Origin of the sequence: Sphingobacterium lactis, assembly GCF_051951495.1 — a bacterium.
Taxonomy (GTDB): domain Bacteria; phylum Bacteroidota; class Bacteroidia; order Sphingobacteriales; family Sphingobacteriaceae; genus Sphingobacterium; species Sphingobacterium lactis_A.
The window spans coordinates 1,211,664-1,229,843 of record NZ_JBNHAS010000001.1 but is presented as its reverse complement, the minus strand read 5'-3'; the positions used below and the strand labels follow the sequence as shown (position 1 = coordinate 1,229,843).

The 18,180-nt window shown below is 37.7% G+C and carries 18 protein-coding genes and 1 tRNA gene; 10 read left to right on the top strand and 9 right to left on the bottom strand.

Features of this window, described 5'->3' with window-relative positions; all coding sequences use genetic code 11:
• Positions 1 to 565 precede the first annotated feature (565 nt).
• From rplI to ACP6L2_RS05265, 4 genes are all read right to left on the bottom strand, one after another.
• The gene (gene rplI / locus ACP6L2_RS05280) at positions 566 to 1,009 is read right to left on the bottom strand and encodes a 50S ribosomal protein L9 (protein WP_440508238.1); all 444 of its coding nucleotides are present in this window, start codon (positions 1,007 to 1,009) and stop codon (positions 566 to 568) included.
• A gap of 13 nt (positions 1,010 to 1,022) precedes the next feature.
• On the bottom strand, positions 1,023 to 1,286 hold the full coding sequence (rpsR, locus tag ACP6L2_RS05275) for a 30S ribosomal protein S18 (RefSeq protein ID WP_103906215.1): 264 nt from the start codon (positions 1,284 to 1,286) through the stop codon (positions 1,023 to 1,025).
• Positions 1,286 to 1,654, bottom strand: coding sequence for a 30S ribosomal protein S6 (rpsF, locus tag ACP6L2_RS05270; RefSeq protein ID WP_440508237.1), 369 nt, complete (start codon positions 1,652 to 1,654; stop codon positions 1,286 to 1,288). Before rpsF ends, rpsR begins: the two co-directional genes overlap by 1 nt.
• 577 nt (positions 1,655 to 2,231) lie before the next feature.
• Complete coding sequence (locus tag ACP6L2_RS05265; protein ID WP_440508236.1) at positions 2,232 to 3,437, bottom strand: pyridoxal phosphate-dependent aminotransferase; 1,206 nt, start codon at positions 3,435 to 3,437, stop codon at positions 2,232 to 2,234.
• Between the two features lie 133 nt (positions 3,438 to 3,570).
• Here ACP6L2_RS05265 and ACP6L2_RS05260 point away from each other — a divergent pair, with 133 nt between their 5' ends.
• From ACP6L2_RS05260 to ACP6L2_RS05225, 8 genes are all read left to right on the top strand, one after another.
• Positions 3,571 to 4,569, top strand: coding sequence for a bile acid:sodium symporter family protein (locus tag ACP6L2_RS05260; protein ID WP_440508235.1), 999 nt, complete (start codon positions 3,571 to 3,573; stop codon positions 4,567 to 4,569).
• 57 nt (positions 4,570 to 4,626) lie between these two features.
• Positions 4,627 to 5,607, top strand: coding sequence for a cation diffusion facilitator family transporter (locus tag ACP6L2_RS05255; protein WP_440508234.1), 981 nt, complete (start codon positions 4,627 to 4,629; stop codon positions 5,605 to 5,607).
• A gap of 563 nt (positions 5,608 to 6,170) precedes the next feature.
• Positions 6,171 to 6,674, top strand: coding sequence for a nuclear transport factor 2 family protein (locus ACP6L2_RS05250; RefSeq protein WP_440508233.1), 504 nt, complete (start codon positions 6,171 to 6,173; stop codon positions 6,672 to 6,674).
• Between the two features lies 1 nt (position 6,675).
• Positions 6,676 to 6,957: a GNAT family N-acetyltransferase gene (locus ACP6L2_RS05245; RefSeq protein ID WP_440508232.1), complete on the top strand. Its 282-nt coding sequence runs from the start codon at positions 6,676 to 6,678 to the stop codon at positions 6,955 to 6,957.
• 24 nt (positions 6,958 to 6,981) lie between these two features.
• Complete coding sequence (locus ACP6L2_RS05240) at positions 6,982 to 7,635, top strand: NAD(P)H-binding protein (RefSeq protein ID WP_440508231.1); 654 nt, start codon at positions 6,982 to 6,984, stop codon at positions 7,633 to 7,635.
• Between the two features lie 213 nt (positions 7,636 to 7,848).
• Complete coding sequence (locus ACP6L2_RS05235) at positions 7,849 to 10,062, top strand: NADP-dependent isocitrate dehydrogenase (RefSeq protein WP_440508230.1); 2,214 nt, start codon at positions 7,849 to 7,851, stop codon at positions 10,060 to 10,062.
• 146 nt (positions 10,063 to 10,208) lie between these two features.
• Positions 10,209 to 11,072 (top strand): sugar phosphate isomerase/epimerase family protein, encoded by an 864-nt coding sequence (locus ACP6L2_RS05230; RefSeq protein ID WP_440508229.1) that lies wholly within the window; start codon positions 10,209 to 10,211, stop codon positions 11,070 to 11,072.
• Positions 11,073 to 11,207: 135 nt separating this feature from the next.
• Entirely contained in the window at positions 11,208 to 12,548 is a 1,341-nt protein-coding gene (locus ACP6L2_RS05225; protein WP_440508228.1) for a PDZ domain-containing protein, read from the top strand.
• A gap of 43 nt (positions 12,549 to 12,591) precedes the next feature.
• Here ACP6L2_RS05225 and ACP6L2_RS05220 read toward each other — a convergent pair whose 3' ends face one another.
• Complete coding sequence (locus ACP6L2_RS05220; RefSeq protein WP_440508227.1) at positions 12,592 to 13,545, bottom strand: acetyl-CoA carboxylase carboxyltransferase subunit alpha; 954 nt, start codon at positions 13,543 to 13,545, stop codon at positions 12,592 to 12,594.
• Between the two features lie 190 nt (positions 13,546 to 13,735).
• Between ACP6L2_RS05220 and ACP6L2_RS05215 the strand changes: the two genes are divergently transcribed.
• Positions 13,736 to 14,617, top strand: a complete 882-nt coding sequence (locus ACP6L2_RS05215; RefSeq protein WP_440508226.1) for a mechanosensitive ion channel family protein — start codon at positions 13,736 to 13,738, stop codon at positions 14,615 to 14,617.
• On the opposite strand, the gene coaA is transcribed toward ACP6L2_RS05215, so the two are convergent.
• The 4 genes from coaA to ACP6L2_RS05195 all read right to left on the bottom strand — a co-directional run bounded on the left by coaA (position 14,604) and on the right by ACP6L2_RS05195 (position 17,547).
• Positions 14,604 to 15,548: a type I pantothenate kinase gene (coaA, locus tag ACP6L2_RS05210; RefSeq protein ID WP_344674285.1), complete on the bottom strand. Its 945-nt coding sequence runs from the start codon at positions 15,546 to 15,548 to the stop codon at positions 14,604 to 14,606. The genes ACP6L2_RS05215 and coaA overlap by 14 nt on opposite strands.
• 48 nt (positions 15,549 to 15,596) lie before the next feature.
• Positions 15,597 to 16,010 (bottom strand): OsmC family protein, encoded by a 414-nt coding sequence (locus tag ACP6L2_RS05205; protein ID WP_440508225.1) that lies wholly within the window; start codon positions 16,008 to 16,010, stop codon positions 15,597 to 15,599.
• 8 nt (positions 16,011 to 16,018) lie between these two features.
• The gene (locus tag ACP6L2_RS05200) at positions 16,019 to 16,387 is read right to left on the bottom strand and encodes a methylglyoxal synthase (protein WP_344674288.1); all 369 of its coding nucleotides are present in this window, start codon (positions 16,385 to 16,387) and stop codon (positions 16,019 to 16,021) included.
• A gap of 95 nt (positions 16,388 to 16,482) precedes the next feature.
• A complete protein-coding gene (locus ACP6L2_RS05195) occupies positions 16,483 to 17,547 on the bottom strand; it encodes a patatin-like phospholipase family protein (RefSeq protein WP_440508224.1) in 1,065 nt (354 codons plus the stop codon).
• 108 nt (positions 17,548 to 17,655) lie between these two features.
• Between ACP6L2_RS05195 and ACP6L2_RS05190 the strand changes: the two genes are divergently transcribed.
• Positions 17,656 to 17,746 (top strand) — tRNA-Ser (locus ACP6L2_RS05190).
• The last annotated feature ends 434 nt before the right edge of the window (positions 17,747 to 18,180 follow it).

Sequence of the window (18,180 nt, the reverse complement as noted above, 5' to 3'; positions counted from 1 at the left end):
TTTCCGTTTGATGTAGGGGCGATGCATGCATCGCCCGCCAAGCAAAATTATCTTTTAATAACTTACAACTCAGAGCGAAGCGAAGAGTCTTTGTTCTCCCCCTACAAGACCACGCCATCCAGAATCGAAGATGATGGAACTTCATACTATAAAAGGATTTTTAATTCGTGCTATAGGCGGTCGATGCTTGCATCGCCCGCTTAACTTTATTCTTAACAACTTAACAGGTCTGGTTTCTGATGTCTAACATCTGTTATCTCCAAATAAAACTATCAGACATCCCATTCGTTCTCGTCAGTAATAATTTCCTTTCCTTAAACTCACTCAATTTTGCCCTTATGTATGCCTATCAATTAATAGCCGCCGAGCGTAGGGGCAGCACTAAGCGCAGCGGAATATCTGCCCGAATTAAAATTATGAGACCGCTTTGCTAATAGACATGAGATTTGAGAACGCTTCGCTGTTAGACTTAAAGAGTGTTAGGTCATTTCCAATACATAGCAACCCTTAAAAACAAAAAAAGTCGTCCGGATGGACGACTTTTCTATGTTTTTGGGTAAATAGATTACTCAGCAACAACTTCGAAAGGAACTTGAACTTTAACCTCTTTGTGAAGGTTTAAGTTAGCTACGAATTCACCTAAAGTTTTAGGTTCAGTTTCGAATGTGATACGACGACGGTCAACTTCAAAGCCTTGAGCTTTAAGTGCGTCAGCGATCTGGATGCTGTTCACTTTACCAAAGATTTTACCAGACTCACCAGCTTTAGCTCCGATAGATAATTTTACCGACTCTAATTTACCTGCTAATTCTGTAGCATCTTTCTTGATTTTCTCTTGTTTGAACTGAGCTTGTTTGATGTTCTCAGCTAATACTTTCTTTGCAGATGTTGTTGCCAATACTGCAAATCCTTGAGGGATTAAGTAGTTACGACCATAACCTGGTTTTACTACTACGATATCGTCTTTCTCTCCAAGGTGTTTAACATCTTGTCTTAATATAACTTCCATTATCGTATCCTCCTTATTTTAATGAATCAGTTACGTAAGGTAATAGTCCGATGATACGCGCACGTTTCACCGCTTGAGCTACTTTACGTTGAAATTTTAATGATGTACCAGTCAAACGACGAGGTAAGATCTTTCCTTGATCATTTACAAACTTTAATAAGAAGTTCGCGTCTTTGTAGTCGATATACTTGATTCCGTTTTTCTTGAAACGGCAGTATTTCTTACGGTTGTCCTCTACTTTAGGGGCAGTTACGTATTGGATATTTTCGTTTGCCATTAGTTTGCTACCTCCTCAGTTTTAGTTTCAGCTTTCTTGTTGAATGCTCCGCTACGTTTTTTCTCGTTGTAAGCAACTGCATGCTTGTCCAAAGAGATTGTTAAGAAACGCATCACACGCTCATCACGCTTGTATTGAACTTCCAATTTTTTAATTAATTCACCTGGAGCCTTGAATTCAGTTAAGTGATAGAACCCAGTCGTTTTCTTCTGGATCGGATACGCTAATTTTCTCAAACCCCAATTATCTTCAGCGATAATTTCGGCTCCGCCTTCTACTAAGATGTCTTTGAATTTTGCGATTGCTTCTTTCGCAGCATCTTCTGAAAGCAACGGGGTAAGAATGATTACAGATTCGTACTGTTGCATTGTTTAAATAATTTTGTTTATGAATTCTTGCCGTAGTTATTTTAACGGACGTGCAAAAATAGACATTCCTTAGTAATTTGACAAACTTATTCGCTTATTTATTTCACTTTATCCCAGCCATTTCTCCAGAATTTCCATTTGTAGCATTTCCTTGACAAGAATTATTATTCTTAATCCTTATGCAGGCATAGTAAGAAGCCTTTTCGGATATTTGTTCGTAAATACATCTAATCAGCGTTATTTATGAAATTCGCATACAACCTGCAAACAATTAATAGATTTCCGCTTTGGGTAAAAGTCACTTTTGCCGTTTTAACTGGAGTTCTTTTAGGATGTTTAATCGGGGAATTGGTCTATCGGACCATCGTGTAACAAGTACCTGCCTGAAAAAGAGCTTACCAAGCTGTTTCTGGGGGTAGGAAAATGGAGATTCTAATATTTATTTACTTTAGTAGTACATACTAGGCTTGGTCTTTTGACCGAGCCTTTTTCATGCATCCTACTTTTATTAAACAAATCGGGACTCTAATGTTATTTAGAATCCCGATTTTTATTGATTATTATTAGTTTTTCTAACTTAATTTAAATTAGCTAATGCTTCTTTAATTCTTTTTAATGCTTCGATTAAACTCTCGTCAGAAGCAGCGTATGATAAACGGATATAATTATTATTTCCGAAAGAATCTCCACCAACGGTAGCAACATGGCCGTAGTTTAATAAATATAAAGCTAAATCTGCTGAGTTCTCAATAACCTTTCCATCTGGATCGTGCTTGCCAAAAAAGGAGCTGATCTCCGGGAAGAAATAGAAAGCACCATCAGGTAAGTTTGTTTTTACTCCCGGGATATCGTTCAGTAAATCGTATACCAATTGACGACGACGAGCAAATGCTTCTTTCATTTTCAATACGCTATCTAATCCTTGTTCGTAGGCAGCAATACCTGCACGTTGAGAAATAGAACAAGTACCAGAAGTCGTTTGACCTTGCATTTTATCGTTAGCTGCAGCAATTTCTTTGTTAGCTGCAATATATCCTAAGCGCCATCCAGTCATAGCAAAAGCTTTGGAGAATCCATTCACTACAATTACACGATCTTTAACTGATGGGAATTGTGCGATAGATTCATGACGGTCAACAAAGTTGATATGCTCATAGATTTCATCTGAAATGATGAATATATGTGGGTGTTTCTCGAAAACCTCTACTAATGCTGCTAATTCTTCTTTGGAATAAACCGATCCAGTAGGATTACACGGTGAAGAGAACATGAACACCTTGCTTTTAGGTGTAATTGCTGCCTCTAATTGTGCTGGAGTAATTTTAAAGTTGGAATCAATATCCGTATCGATAAATACAGACTTACCTTCCGCCAAGGTTACCATTTCAGAGTATGAAACCCAATAAGGGGTAGGGATGATCACTTCATCACCTGGATTTACCAAGGTCAATAATACATTAGATAAGGATTGTTTAGCTCCAGTTGAAACAACAATTTGCGAAATATCATAATCGAGACCGTTTTCTTCTTTAAGCTTTTTAACAATAGCTTGGCGAAGGTCAGGGTATCCCGGAACAGGAGAGTAGCGGGTGTAGTTTTCATCCAATGCCTTTTTTGCTGCCTCCTTAACGTTGTCAGGCGTATTGAAATCCGGTTCACCGACACTTAAACTGATAACATTGATGCCTTTAGCCGCTAGTTCGCGACCTAATTTAGTCATCTTTAAGGTTGCTGATTCTGATAGGTTATTAATTCTATCTGATAAATAAGATGCTGTACTCATGATATTGCAAATATATTATATACTATTTATTATTGGTGTGAAAAAGGTAATAATTTCAAAGTTTATCTGTCAAATTTAAAAAACTTATGCGCATTTAGCCGTTCATGAAATAAATGATAGCTTTGTATCGCACATGAGTAAATTGTTCAAACTAAAATTAGACGGTTTTATATTGGCGCTCATCGCCATGATTGTCCTAGCCTATATCTATCCCCATGCGATTGAAATATGGAACGGTAAATTGATTAGTTCCCTCAGTACCATTGGAGTAGCTTTAGTTTTCTTCTTTTACGGCCTAAAGTTAAGCTTTTCTGAGATTAAGCATGGTATGAAGAATTGGAAACTTCACCTTTCCGTGCAACTTTTTACCTTCGGACTTTTCCCTTTGCTGGTTTTGTTGTTTCGCCCCTTAGTGCATACCGAAACACAAGAACAATTTTGGCTGTCATTTTACTTTCTCGCAGCATTACCTTCAACAGTTACCTCTTCCGTTGTTATGGTTTCCATTGCACATGGAAATATGCCCGCAGCTATTTTCAATGCCAGTATATCGGGATTGATTGGTGTCGCAGTAACTCCGCTATTGATGCACTTCTTTTTAGAGGTTGAAGAAGTTAATGTCTTTGCAGAGCTATATATAGGACTTCTATTTGAAGTGATACTTCCTGTAATTCTAGGTCTGATGATGCAGAAATATTGGGGCAATTGGGCGCATAAATACAGTAAGCACCTCACCAATTTTGATAAAGGCGTCGTACTTCTAATTGTATACAGCAGTTTTTCTGAATCTTTTATCAGTGATGTGTTCCATACGATTGGTTCAACATATCTGTTAGGACTTTTCTCGGCTGTGGTTGTTCTCTTTTTTACATCTTATTTTATTATTAAGTTCATCGTTCGTTACTTCCTGAAATTCAATAGAGAGGATCGAATATCAGCGCTGTTTTGTGGATCTAAAAAATCCCTAACACATGGTAGTGTATTCGCAAAATTCCTCTTTGCCAATAATCCAAAAATGGGACTTTATTTTTTACCTTTGATGGTTTATCATGCCTTTCAGATATTTGTAGTAACCATAATTGCACAACGATTAGGTAAGGAATACGAAGAGCAAAAGGAAAGAGAATTATAAATTTAATTTATTTCTTCTTAGAAAAATTGTTTCTTTGCAAACTTAAAATTTAGCACCATGTCTAGACAAATGCGGTTGGTCACACTTTCTTTAGTCACAGGTATAATCCTGATGCTAATAAAGTTTATTGCGTATTTTATTACGGGGTCTAATGCTATTTTTTCCGATGCTGCAGAGAGTATTGTGAATGTAGTAGCATCAGGATTTGCCTATTATAGCATTTACCTAGCTTCCCAACCGAAGGACGAGAATCACCCTTATGGACATGGAAAAGTCGAATTCTTTTCCGTATTCGTGGAAGGAGGAATGATTTTTATCGCTGGAAGTGTCATTTTAATCAAATCCATCTATAATATCTTCTTTCCAGAGCCTATTGAAAATGTTGAGGAAGGTATGTACTTGATTTTAGTGACATCTCTTGTTAATTTGGGTGTTGGGTTCTATTTGATGAAACGTGGTCGAAGCCTACGATCCTTAACAATTGAAGCCGATGGAAAGCATCTTCAGGTCGACGCAATCAGTTCCTTTGGATTAATTGCAGGTCTCTTAATTATGAAATTCGCTAAACTTCCTTGGATAGATATTGCCTTATCCATTTGTTTAGGTACATTTATCTTATATAGTGGTTATAAGCTACTTCGTAAATCCATTTCTGGATTAATGGATGAGTCAGACCAAGAAGCTATAGAAGAAGTCGTAACAGAATTAAACAAACACCGAAAATCCGATTGGATAGATGTACATAACTTGCGTGTTCAGCGATATGGCCAAGAAATGCACATTGATTGCCACCTAACTTTACCCAATTACTACGATTTAAATCAAGTTCACGATCGTATTTCAGAATTTGATGAAATATTAAATAATCAACTGGAATCCAAATCCGAGTTTTTCATACATGCCGATCCATGCATGCCGGAATGTTGTCATTATTGTCAAGTTGAAAACTGTCCCATCCGTTCCGAAGAGTTCAAGAAACTTATTGAATGGAATAGCAGCAACATTACCAAAAATATGAAGCACTTCCGCAAATCCTAAAACAATCATTTAGAAGGTGGACACTCTGTTGTACTAATTTTGAATGAATACAGAATTCAGATAGCAGAAAACAGATTAGAGAAAATTTTGGATAGCGGGCGTTGTATGCATCGCACCTACAAACTATCGTGATTTTATTGTTCATTACCGTAATAACTGTAGGGTTGAAGCATGCTTCGACCGTTTCTTCTTACTATTTCTGTTGTCTTTTGTCTGTAATCTCATCGTCTTTCCTAGGGGTTTGCTAGGGGTTTACTTAGGGTTGGATTCGATACTCTAACGGAACTCCTTCGGAACTTGTTCGGATCTCCTTCGGATCTCGTTCGGTTCCGACCGAACGAGATCCGAAGGAGATCCCTATCAGATCCGTGAAAATTCCTTAGTGTTCTCGAAGCGATATGGAGCCAAACACGAAGCAATATGTACTGAATGTATAATTCATTACTGAGGATACGTGAGTTTAACAATTGCTTAATCTAACTTCTATCACAGCTGATAATCTTTCCTTCTTGTGAAATTTAATTCAGGTATTTTTAGTAGATTTATTGAATAATAATAGCTTTATGATAAAACATTTGATCATTCTTCTGTCCTTGACTTTTTCAGTTACCGTTGGATTTGCACAGAATAGAAATAAGGAAGTTAATCAGGTAATGGATTCTTGGCATCAGGCTGCTTCAAAGGCCGATTTTAAGGCGTATTTTGACCTGATGGATGCTGAGTCTGTATTTATTGGTACAGATGCGACTGAGCGTTGGGACAAGCCTAGTTTCATGGCCTATGCAAAACCACATTTTGATAAAGGTAAAGCTTGGTCATTTACCTCATTGGAAAGATTTGTGAATTTTTCTGCGGATGGTAAAACCGCATGGATAGATGAATTGTTAAATACACAGATGAAAATCTGTCGCGGATCAGGAGTACTGGTGAATAAAGGAGGGAAATGGTTAATAAAACATTATGTGTTATCCATGACTATACCCAACGAGTTAAGTAATCAGGTAATTCCTTTGAAAGCGCCAATAGAAGATAAAATAATTAAGGATTTAAACACAAAAAGGAGATAATATGCTAATCAAACACGAAGAAAGCGGAAATAAAGGTTCCTTTATCGCAGAAGAAGAAGGAAAACAAATTGGAATTATGACTTATTCACAGGCAGGTCCAGGGAAGATCATCATTGATCATACGGAGGTAGATCCTGATGAGAAAGGCAAAGGGATTGGCCATTTGTTACTTAATAAAGCAGTTGAACATGCTCGGGCAAATAATGTGAAAATCATGCCTTTATGTCCATTTGCAAAAGCGAGTTTTGACCGCGATGTCAATATTCGTGATGTACTGTTTTAACAAAGAATTATAATTTAATTCCACATGAAAGCTGTAGTTATCGGGGGAACAGGAGCAACAGGAAGAGAGCTTGTTTTGCAACTTCTGGCAAATCCACAAGTCGAATCTGTGATTGCCTTGGTTCGACGTGCCTTTTTTCCACCAGACCCTAAATTACAAGAAATCATTGTGGACTTTGACCGATTGGAAGAATATGCCGCATACATCGTTGGTGATGTGGCATATTCTACTTTGGGTACTACATTAAAACAAGCTGGGGGTAAGGAAAAACAATGGCAAGTGGATTATGAATACCAACTGCACTTTGCCCGAATTGCTCGCCGCAATAAAATATTCACCTTTGTCTTGCTTTCTGCTAACCAAGCACACCCAGATGCTCGCATATTCTACAGCAGGATGAAAGGAAAATTGGAAGAAGCCATTATTTCCTTAGATTTTCCCAAGTTAATTATACTTAGACCTGGATTTATTGCCAGACCGAATACAGATAGAAGAATGGAGAAATTCAGTTTAAGTATTATCGGTTTATTTAATAAAATGGGTCTTTTCCGGAAATTCAGACCAATCAGTACGGTTGACTTGGCTGATGTTATTTTAAATTCATCCCTGAATGGAAATGAAAGGGATGTTGAAATCTGGGAATCAGCTAAAATCCTGTCGTTTAAACAGACAGCTTAAGTCGTAAACTGCATTATACATCACTAACTTTATCATTTTATAGATCAATTCTATTCATAATAGACAATGATTTTTTAATCGCTGTCATTATTTTGTCTTTTGTGGCTAATTAATTTTCATTTTGTTATCTTTAGGCGAATTTTAAAAATAACAGGCAATCTAATGCCGAGTTTTTCAAAACACAGCAAAATAATATCATTTCTATAGAAAATTATGTCATCTAAAATCATTTACACAAAGACAGATGAAGCGCCATTATTGGCAACTTATTCATTTCTACCTATTGTACAAGCATTTGCTAAAACAGCGAATATTGAAGTTGAATTAAGAGATATTTCTTTAGCGGGACGTATCCTAGCTAATTTTAATGAATATTTAACAGCAGAGCAGCAGACTGTTGATGCTTTGGCAGAGTTAGGCCAATTGGCAACAACTCCAGATGCGAATATCATCAAGTTGCCAAATATTTCGGCATCTATTCCACAATTAAAAGCAGCAATTGCTGAATTGCAGAAAGATGGATACGCGGTTCCAAACTATCCAGATGCTCCAGCAAACGCGGAAGAGGAAAAAATTAAAGCGACCTATGCGAAGATTTTAGGTTCAGCTGTGAATCCGGTTTTACGTGAAGGAAACTCGGATCGTCGTGCACCAAAAGCAGTGAAAAACTACGCTAAAGCTAACCCGCATAAAATGGGTGCTTGGGCGAAAGATAGCCAAACGAAAGTAGCGTCGATGACAGATGGTGATTTTTACAGTTCAGAAAAATCATTGACCGTTGCAGAAGATTCGCAATTCAAAATTGAATTTGTAGGTGCTGATGGTACTAGCAAAGAATTGAAAGGCCTAGCAAATTTAAAAGCTGGTGAAGTAATTGACTCATCGGTTTTACATATTACGCAATTGAAAGATTTTGTTGCAAAAGCAATCGAAGAAGCAAAAGCTGCAGGTGTGTTATTGTCAGCACACTTGAAAGCTACCATGATGAAAGTTTCCGATCCTATTATTTTCGGAGCTATCGTTGAAGTATATTTCAAAGATGTTTTTGCAAAATATGGTACCTTATTTAATGAATTAGGCATCAATAAAAATAATGGATTAGGCGAAGTTTATGCGAAGATTGCTGGTCAGCCACAAGAAGCTGAGGTGAAAGCAGCTATTGATGCAGCGATTGCAAATGGCCCCGATCTAGCGATGGTAAACTCGGATAAGGGTATTACCAACTTACATGTTCCTTCTGACGTTATCGTAGATGCATCTATGCCAGCTATGATCCGTATCGGAGGTAAAATGTGGGATAAAACCGGTGCTGAACGTGATACTTTAGCATTAATTCCTGATCGTTCTTACGCAGGTATTTACGAAGCAGTTATTGAAGACTGTAAAATCAATGGAGCATACGATCCTAAAACAATGGGTTCTGTTCCTAACGTTGGTTTAATGGCTCAAAAAGCGGAAGAATACGGTTCGCACGATAAAACTTTCCAAGCGAGTGCAAAAGGTGTTATTCGTGTAGTTGATGCTTCAGGAGCTGTATTGATGGAGCAAAATGTAGAAGAAGGAGATATCTTCCGTATGTGTCAAACCAAAGATGCACCGATTCAAGACTGGGTTAAACTAGCGGTAAACCGTGCTCGTCTATCGAATACTCCGGCAGTTTTCTGGTTAGATGAAAACCGTGCGCATGATAGAGAGATTATTAAAAAAGTAAATGCCTATTTACCTAATTACGATACTACAGGATTAGATATTCGTATTCTTTCTCCAATTGAAGCTACGAAATTCTCTATTGATCGTATCCGTAAAGGAGAAGATACTATTTCGGTAACAGGAAACGTGTTACGTGATTACTTAACAGACTTATTCCCAATTTTAGAATTAGGAACTTCAGCTAAGATGTTATCTATCGTTCCATTAATGAATGGTGGTGGATTATTTGAGACTGGTGCTGGTGGTTCTGCTCCAAAACACGTTGAGCAATTCTTGGAAGAAGGATACTTACGTTGGGATTCATTAGGTGAGTTCTTGGCACTTCAGGCTTCTTTAGAGCATTTGGCACAAACTCAAAACAATACAAAAGCGCAAGTATTGGCAGACGCTTTAGATGAAGCGAATGCGAAATTCTTAGCTAATGATAAATCACCTGCTCGTAAAGTAGGTCAGATTGACAACCGTGGTTCTCATTATTATTTGGCGAGTTACTGGGCAGAGGCATTAGCAGAGCAAACTGCAGATGCTGAATTGGCAGCTAAATTTGCTGGCCTTGCTAAGTCATTAACTGAACAAGAAGCAAAAATCAATGAAGAACTGATTGCAGCACAAGGAAAAGCACAAGATATCGAAGGATACTATTTCCCGAATGATGATCTTGCTTCCAAAGCAATGCGTCCTTCAGCGACATTAAATGCAGCAATTGACAGTTTATAGTCAATAGAAAACATATTCTTAAAGGGGTTGTTCAGCATCAAAGAACAACCCCTTTTTCATTAAATAGAGGTAAATAGCTGATGCTAATTATTGTATTAATAGCTTGATTTCATTATTTTTAATAATCCTTAAATAAACCTAATTACATGAAAGATAAGCATCATCCCCGCCGTTCCTTTTTGCAGAAAAGCCTAATAGGTACAGCTGCACTTCTTAGCCCATCAGCTTTGTTTTCTTCTGAAAATAAAGTAGACCTTCATGCTTTAGCCAATAATCTGCCCCTAAAACTTGGAATTGCTGGCTACAGTTTTGTGAATTTTAATATTGATCAATCCTTAGCCATGATGAATAGGATGGATGTACGCTATTTATGTATTAAAGATTTTCACTTACCTTATTCCAGTACGGTAGAACAAATTGATGCTTTCCATAAAAAATTAGCGAGCTATCAGGTTACTGGATATGCTGTAGGACCAATTTATATGAAGACCAAGGAGGAAATCGACAAAGCCTTTGAATATGCCAAGCGTGTATCAGTTGATCTTATCATTGGTATACCCTTAGTGGAAGATTTAGCTTATGTCGCCGAAAAAGCTAAGGCCTATCACATTCGATATGCCATCCATAATCATGGTCCCGAGGATAAAATTTATCCCAATGCCTCCGTCGTCATGCAACATATCAAAGGATTAAATTCCTATATAGGCCTGTGCTTTGATATGGGACACAATATGCGTGATGGTCAGGATCCTATTAAAGATTTAATTCGATATAAGGATCGAATCTTTGATTTGCATTTAAAAAATGTAACTGCAGCTGATGCCAATGGGAAGACTTGTGAGTTAGGTCGTGGTGTGATTAATATTCCTGCTTTTGTAAGGACATTGCAGAAAATTAAATATACTGGTTCATGTAGTCTAGAATTTGAGAAAGATATGAAGGATCCCCTTGCAGGTCTAGCCGAGTCAGTTGGCTATTTTAGAGGTGTTGTTGATACGCTCGGTAAATAAAGACAAGTAAATGTACAAAATAGAAAAAGAGTCCTTTTAAGAGGGCTTTTTTTGTTCTTACACGAAAAGAATCTTTTGATAAATAGAATAGGCTAAAGAAATTTTTAGTTACATTAGAAAAATAAACCTATTGAAATGAAATTGCTGCTGCTGATATTGTTTATCATGAGTTCTTTTTATGTAAAAGGACAGCAAACTTTTCATTTCATTAATCCGAAAAAAAATTCATTTAAGTTCGAGATATCGGGAAATTTAGTGATTATTCCGGTCAAACTCAATGGAGTCGCCTTATCCTTTTTATTGGATACGGGTGTCAAAGAAACGATGTTGTTTATATCTGACACTGATTCTATTCCTCTTGAAAATGTACATCGCGTAAAATTCTCGGGGATAGGTATAGAAGATGGTATAGAAGGCATTATGGCGTTGAATAATGAATTTGTTGTTGGGGAGACTATTGCTGATTTTGGCCACGATATTTATGTTATCGATTCTAAAGAATTGGATGTGTCTAGCCATGTAGGTTTACCGGTACACGGGATTCTTGGAAGTCGTTTTTTCGAAAACTACATTGTACAAATGGACTATTTGAGAAATAAAATTCATTTGTATGAATTTGGGACAGATCTTAAAAAAAAGACAAAGGGTTTTGAAGCTGTTCCAATGACTATTGAGCGAAATCGTCCATACGTTCAAACGAAGGTGAAGCTTTCTGCGACTCGAACAGAAGATGCTAAAATGTTGTTGGATATGGGCAATTCTGATGGAATGCTCATCTTTCCATTTTTAATGGAAAACTTTACGATCAATGAGCCAAGTATTTATGATTATATCGGAAAGGGATTTAATGGGGAGATATATGGAAGACGAAATCGGATTGAAGAATTTGATTTGGCGGGTTTTAAAATTAAGGAACCTATAGTTTCCTATCCAGATTCTAATGCCATACGATCTGCAAAGCTTGCGGAAAATAGAAAGGGGTCAGTTGGCAATCAAGTTCTTCAGCATTTCCACATATTCTTTGATTATGAACAAGGTGTTTGCTATCTAAAACCCAATAAGAAATTTGGAAAGACATTTCCGATTAATATGGCGGGTATAGAAGTCAAACACGATGGCATGATATGGTCAAAAAGCCGAGTACCAACTAGTCTCAATATAAAAGACAAGGAAGATCATAGTCCGGGTATACGCGTGAGTGTGGGGGAGAGTTTTCGATATGAATTTAAACTATTGCCTATTTATGTGATTGCTAATATACGAGAAGATTCACCAGCAGAGAAAGCAGGATTATTAAAAGGGGATGAGTTGGTTCGAATAGATGGTCGAAAAGCAGAGTCCATGAAGTTACAGGATATCGTAGGCAAATTTCAGGAGAAAGACGGTAAGGAGTTGCGTATTGTTATCAAGCGGGATGGGGAATTAAAGAGTTTCGAGTTCTTGTTGAAAGATCCAATTCCCTTTCGAAAGACATAAAAAAAGCCTCGAATATTCGAGGCTTTTTATTTAATAAGTTATGTTATTCATTAACAACGCCCATTTTACTGAACTTGTCAATTCTTTCTTGAACTAATGTATCGGTGTTCTTAGCTTTTAAGATGGCTAAGTCTGCTAAGATTTTGTTTTTCACATTCAGCGCTGTAGTTTCAGGATCTTGGTGTGCACCACCTAAAGGTTCAGGAATAATCCCATCGATTAATCCATTACCTAACATATCCTCAGCAGTTAATTTAAGCGCTTCTGCAGCACGTTCTTTCTGATCCCAGCTTCTCCATAGGATAGAGGAACAAGATTCAGGAGAGATTACGGAATACCATGTGTTTTGCAACATATATACACGATCTCCAATACCTATACCCAAAGCACCTCCAGAAGCACCTTCGCCAATAACGATACAGATAACCGGTACTTTTAATACCGACATCTCTAATAAGTTACGTGCGATAGCTTCACCTTGGCCACGCTCTTCAGCTTCAAGACCGGGATAAGCACCCATGGTATCAATTAGGGTAATGACTGGTTTGTTGAATTTTTCAGCCATCTTCATTAAACGCAATGCCTTACGGTATCCTTCAGGGTTTGCCATTCCAAAATTACGGAATTGACGTTCTTTGGTATTTTTTCCTTTCTGATGTCCAATGATCATAACTGATTCGTCACCGATAGATGCAAAGCCACCAACGATAGCTTTATCATCTTTTACCGTACGGTCACCATGAAGTTCAACGAAATCATTACAGATTAAATCAATATAATCGAAGGTTTGAGGTCTGTCGGGATGTCTGGACATCTGCACTTTTTGCCATCCAGTCATGTTATTATAGACATCAACTTTTGTTTGTTCTAGCTTCTCTTCCAATTCACGGACAGTAGCCCCCATATCGACCTTGGTCTTCTCTTCGACCTGTTTTACTTTCTCGATCTGGGTTTGCAAATCTGCAATGGGCTTCTCAAAATCAAATGTTGTTTCCATATTTACCTGTTTGCTGCTATAAAAAGCGAAGCTAAGTTACTTGTTTTTTAAGAAATTTAAAACGTTAATTAGCCAAAAGGACACAGTAAGTTAATATTAAGTTTATTTACTGCTTGATTCTTAGTGATATAACTATTACAACGGATAAGTTGTTTTGTTCCACAGCTAAAAAAATAATATCTTCAAAGCCATGAATGCAACATTAGAGGAAAATAAACGCCGGTTTCCCTGGATATTTGTCGTTAAATTGATTTTAGTAATCATTTTGACTACAGTAAACATTCAATTTCCAATGGAAATTAAAGCGGTGAGCTGGTTGCCACAGTTATTAAAAGGGGTGCTTTCATTTTTAATCCCGAGCATCATTCTTTCTTTTGTACGTTTCATTATTATCATCCTTTATAACACTAGACATAAGCATAGGCCAGTACGGGGAAATTTTGTGTTGGGTATCAATAGGTTGACCGCTGTACTCAATACGGTTTTTGCCATCGTGTCCATAATGATCACTTTTGGTATTGATCCTAGGGATTTTATTACGAGCATGACCATTGTTGCCATGGCAATAGCGGTTTTGTTTAGGGATTACATCACCAATATGATTTCCGGATTGATCATTATGTTCTCAGAGCAGTTATCAGTTGGAGATCGTATTAAGGTTGGCGACCATAAAGGGCGAATCATCGATATTACATTTGCCAATTTGGTATTACAGGATGAAGAGGATGATATTGTTATGGTTCCAAACAACTTTGTATTCACAGCAACATTTATGAATTTATCAGCACATCAATCTAGTTTATTTTCGGTGCGCTTTGAATTACCACTTTCTGTATCCGTACATATTCAAGAATTGGAAGAGGTGCTGAAATTAAGTTTAATAGCACATCCTAACTTACGTTTTGAAGAGGATGAATTCTACTTGAAAGTAGTGGAAATCGGTAAAGATTTCGTGCGCTATAAATTAGACCTGTATGCTGTTAGCAACAGTAATCGAATGCACCGTCAACTGGAGAATGAGATTCTCAAAGAAATCATAAAATTTGAAGGGAACTACCTTAAATCTTCCTAACCTTAATTCTCTTTACAAAGTGCTGCGCACTTTTCTTTAAGATAAGATCTGCACGATATCTTGTTGGTAAGATATTTTGATGAAGATTTGGCTTATTAATCTCATTCCAGATATTGATTGCCATGGCTAAACTTTCCTCTGTAGTCAAGTTGGCGTATTTGTGGAAATAAGATGCTGAGTTTTGGAATGCTGTCGCACGGAGCGATTCAAAGCGATTGATATACCAGGAAACGATGTTTTTTTCATCAGCATCCACATAAATGGAATAATCGAAAAAATCCGATACGAAGACACCATTTTTACGTGAATTTACCTGAAGTACATTAATGCCTTCAACGATTAGAACATCCGGTTGGGAAATGACTAGTTTCTCGTTTGGCAATACATCATATTCCAAATGCGAGTAAAGAGGAACGGTTACTTGGGATTTTCCTGATTTAATGTCCGCTAAGAACCGAAGAATCTTTTTGGTATCATAACTTTCCGGGAATCCTTTTCTATTTAGTATATCACGTTTAATGAGCTCTTTATTTGGGTAAAGAAAACCATCAGTAGTGACCAATTCCACCTTTGGTTTGGATGGAAGTAATGCCAATACCTTTTTGAGAACACGGGCTGTCGTGCTTTTACCTACAGCGACAGAACCTGCAATACCAATGATAAAAGGCAGTTTTTGATGGTTTCTTTTGAAGAATTCATTGCTGCTGGCATGAAGTTCCTGAAACTTGCTAATATGCAACTCTAGTAGGTGAGCCAAAGGTATATAGACCTCTTCGATTTCCTGCATTGTTAGAGGCTCGTTCAAGGCATGGAGCTGATCGAGATCTTCTTCGCGTATGCTATGGCTTAATTGCCCATTAAGGCGTTTCCATTCCTCCCGACTAAAGTTTCGGAAAGGGCTCGTAAAAGTATGCTCACTACTGGTTGACATCTATAATTCGTATTTCAAGCCGCAAATATACAATCCTGTTTGATTTTCTTAGGTATTTGTATCAATTAGATTACTTTCTACGACAATAGGATTCTGCAACATCTTCTGAACAGGACATTTTTCACCTATGGTATAGATCCTTTTCTTTTGATCAGCATCTAATTCACCGTCTATAAAAACATTGCATTTAATATAAGTGGTTTGCTGTTGTTCGCTCTTTTGGACTTCACTGCTTACTTTAACCTCAATCTTGTTTACTTTCCATTCTTTGCGATTAGCATACATACGCATGGTAATGGCCTTACAAGCACCGATGGATGATAATAACAATTGGGTAGGGGCAAAGCCCTTATTTTGGCCTCCTAGTTCTTCAGGCTCATCAGCGATCAGACTTAGGTCTCCATATTGAATTTGTGTGGTATAACTTTCTTCTCCTATGCTTACTACTACTTCGTTTTCCATGTAAATATTTAATCTAATAATCCTTTAATAATTAATGATCCAGTTGCTGGGTTAGTGGCTAATGGCACGTTCCATAAGTCACAGATACGCATGAGCATTTGAATATCGGGCTCGTGAGGGTGTTTGCCAAGAGGATCGCGGAAAAAAATAATTCCATTGATCTTGCCTTCTGCCGCCATAGCTGCAATTTGTGCATCTCCACCTTTGGGACCACTTAATTTAAGTTCGACTTCTAATCCGGTTTGTTGAATGTAGGAACCTGTAGTTCCTGTAGCCACTAAATGGGCTTGGGAAAGTAATTCTTGATGGTCTTTGACAAATGCTACCATTTCAGCTTTTTTACCATCATGGGCAATTAATGCTATTGTTTTAGCCATTGGATTTATGTTCTTTTTCGAAAGTTTTTAATATAACAAAAATATAGCTTCAAGGTTAACAAAAGACTAATAATTTGTCCTTTTTTTGCTATTTTCTAGAATTTATCCTTTAGGAATTTCCATACGCCATTTTCTTTCTTTTGACTTTTCTTTTCCTTGTCATGAATCAAATCCAATACCAAAGCATCGAGCATGGATTCGTTATCTGAAATCAGTTTGTCGGCAAGAGAAACTATTTTTTGGATATTGCTTTTAGAGGCATCATCCAAAGCGGGTTGTATAGAAGACATATTGGATGGCTCAATACGGATGTAATTTGCGCTATGTTGAACCGAACGGAAAAGCTGTCTTAGGAAGTAATCGTTGCTTTCGGATGAGCTGGATGTCATAATATCGACCAAAGCTGGCCCGATGGATATGGCTTTTTGTTTCTTGAAATCTTCATAGCGATAAGCATTCTTTGCTATACCAGTACCCAAGGATAAGATATGCACATCGTCAATTTTAAAGGTTTTATAAGTCTTTAGAACCTCTAGGAGCGCTGATATGGCTGGGTTGTGAGCAAATACTCCACCATCGACCAAAGGGTATCTGGTGCCTGCAATGGAGTAAATTTCAGCAACGGAGAAATAGGTCGGTGCAGCTGAGGTAGCTCGACATACATCTTTTAGGTAAAAGTCTCTAGAGTCACCATGTGATATTGCTTTCTGTTGTCGGAATAAGTGGTTTTTACGAAGTTCGATATTATATGCTGTGATGATACAAGGTTTGATGAGCTGACTTAATTTGAGATCTCCAAAATAGCTTTCAAGGACTTTTTCAAGGACATGTTCATCGTATAATTCGGAAAGCAATCCAAATTGATTTAGAAATCGTCTCCAGCTACTGGTTGTGAATATTTCAGTTCCATGTTCGACGTAAATATTCAAGGCGTCTTGAGCGGAGAATCTGGGTTTTGTAGGGTCATCTGGATGCGGACAGAGTAGGATACTGGCGAGAATACCACCAGTACTAGTACCTGCAAAAAAGTCAAAATATTGTGAGAGGTGAGCTTGCGGATCTTTAGATATCCGTTTTATTTTATCTTCCAGGGCGACCAGTAGCATGCCTGGGATAATACCTCGGATTCCTCCACCATCGATTGATAAAATTCGCTTCATAGTTGGTATTGACTAATTTAGGGAAAGGAAATCAGAAAAGTTAAAATTATTTGATTTTAAATACGTGGAGAACGCATAAAAGTTATATATTTGCAGCCACATTGACATGGAGAGATGTCAGAGTGGTCGAATGAGCAGACCTGGAAAGTCTGTATACGGGATGACTGTATCGAGGGTTCGAATCCCTCTCTCTCCGCCAACCAAATCAAAGCCCATCGTCAGGTGGGTTTTGTTGTTTATAGGGGTTGCCAAACTTGTTTGAGCAACCCCTATAAACAACAAAACAAGCGAGCACAGCGAGCGGCTTTGATTTGGTTGAAGCCACCCCCTAAAGGGATGGTTCAGGGCTATGTGCGGGAATCGCGGGGCTGAACCAATCCACTCTCATTACTTGTCAATCATACAATACTTTCCTTTGGACTTACAATTCAATCTGCTCTAACTCTTTTCATCATTAAAATCCACACAACTTGATTTGGTTGAAGCCACCCCCTCTAGGGATGGTTCAGGGCTAAGTGCGGGAATCGCGGGGCAGAACCAATCCTCTCTCATTACTTGTCAATCATACTATACATTTCTTTGGACTTACAATTCAATCTGCTCTAACTCTTTTCATCATTAAAATCCACACAG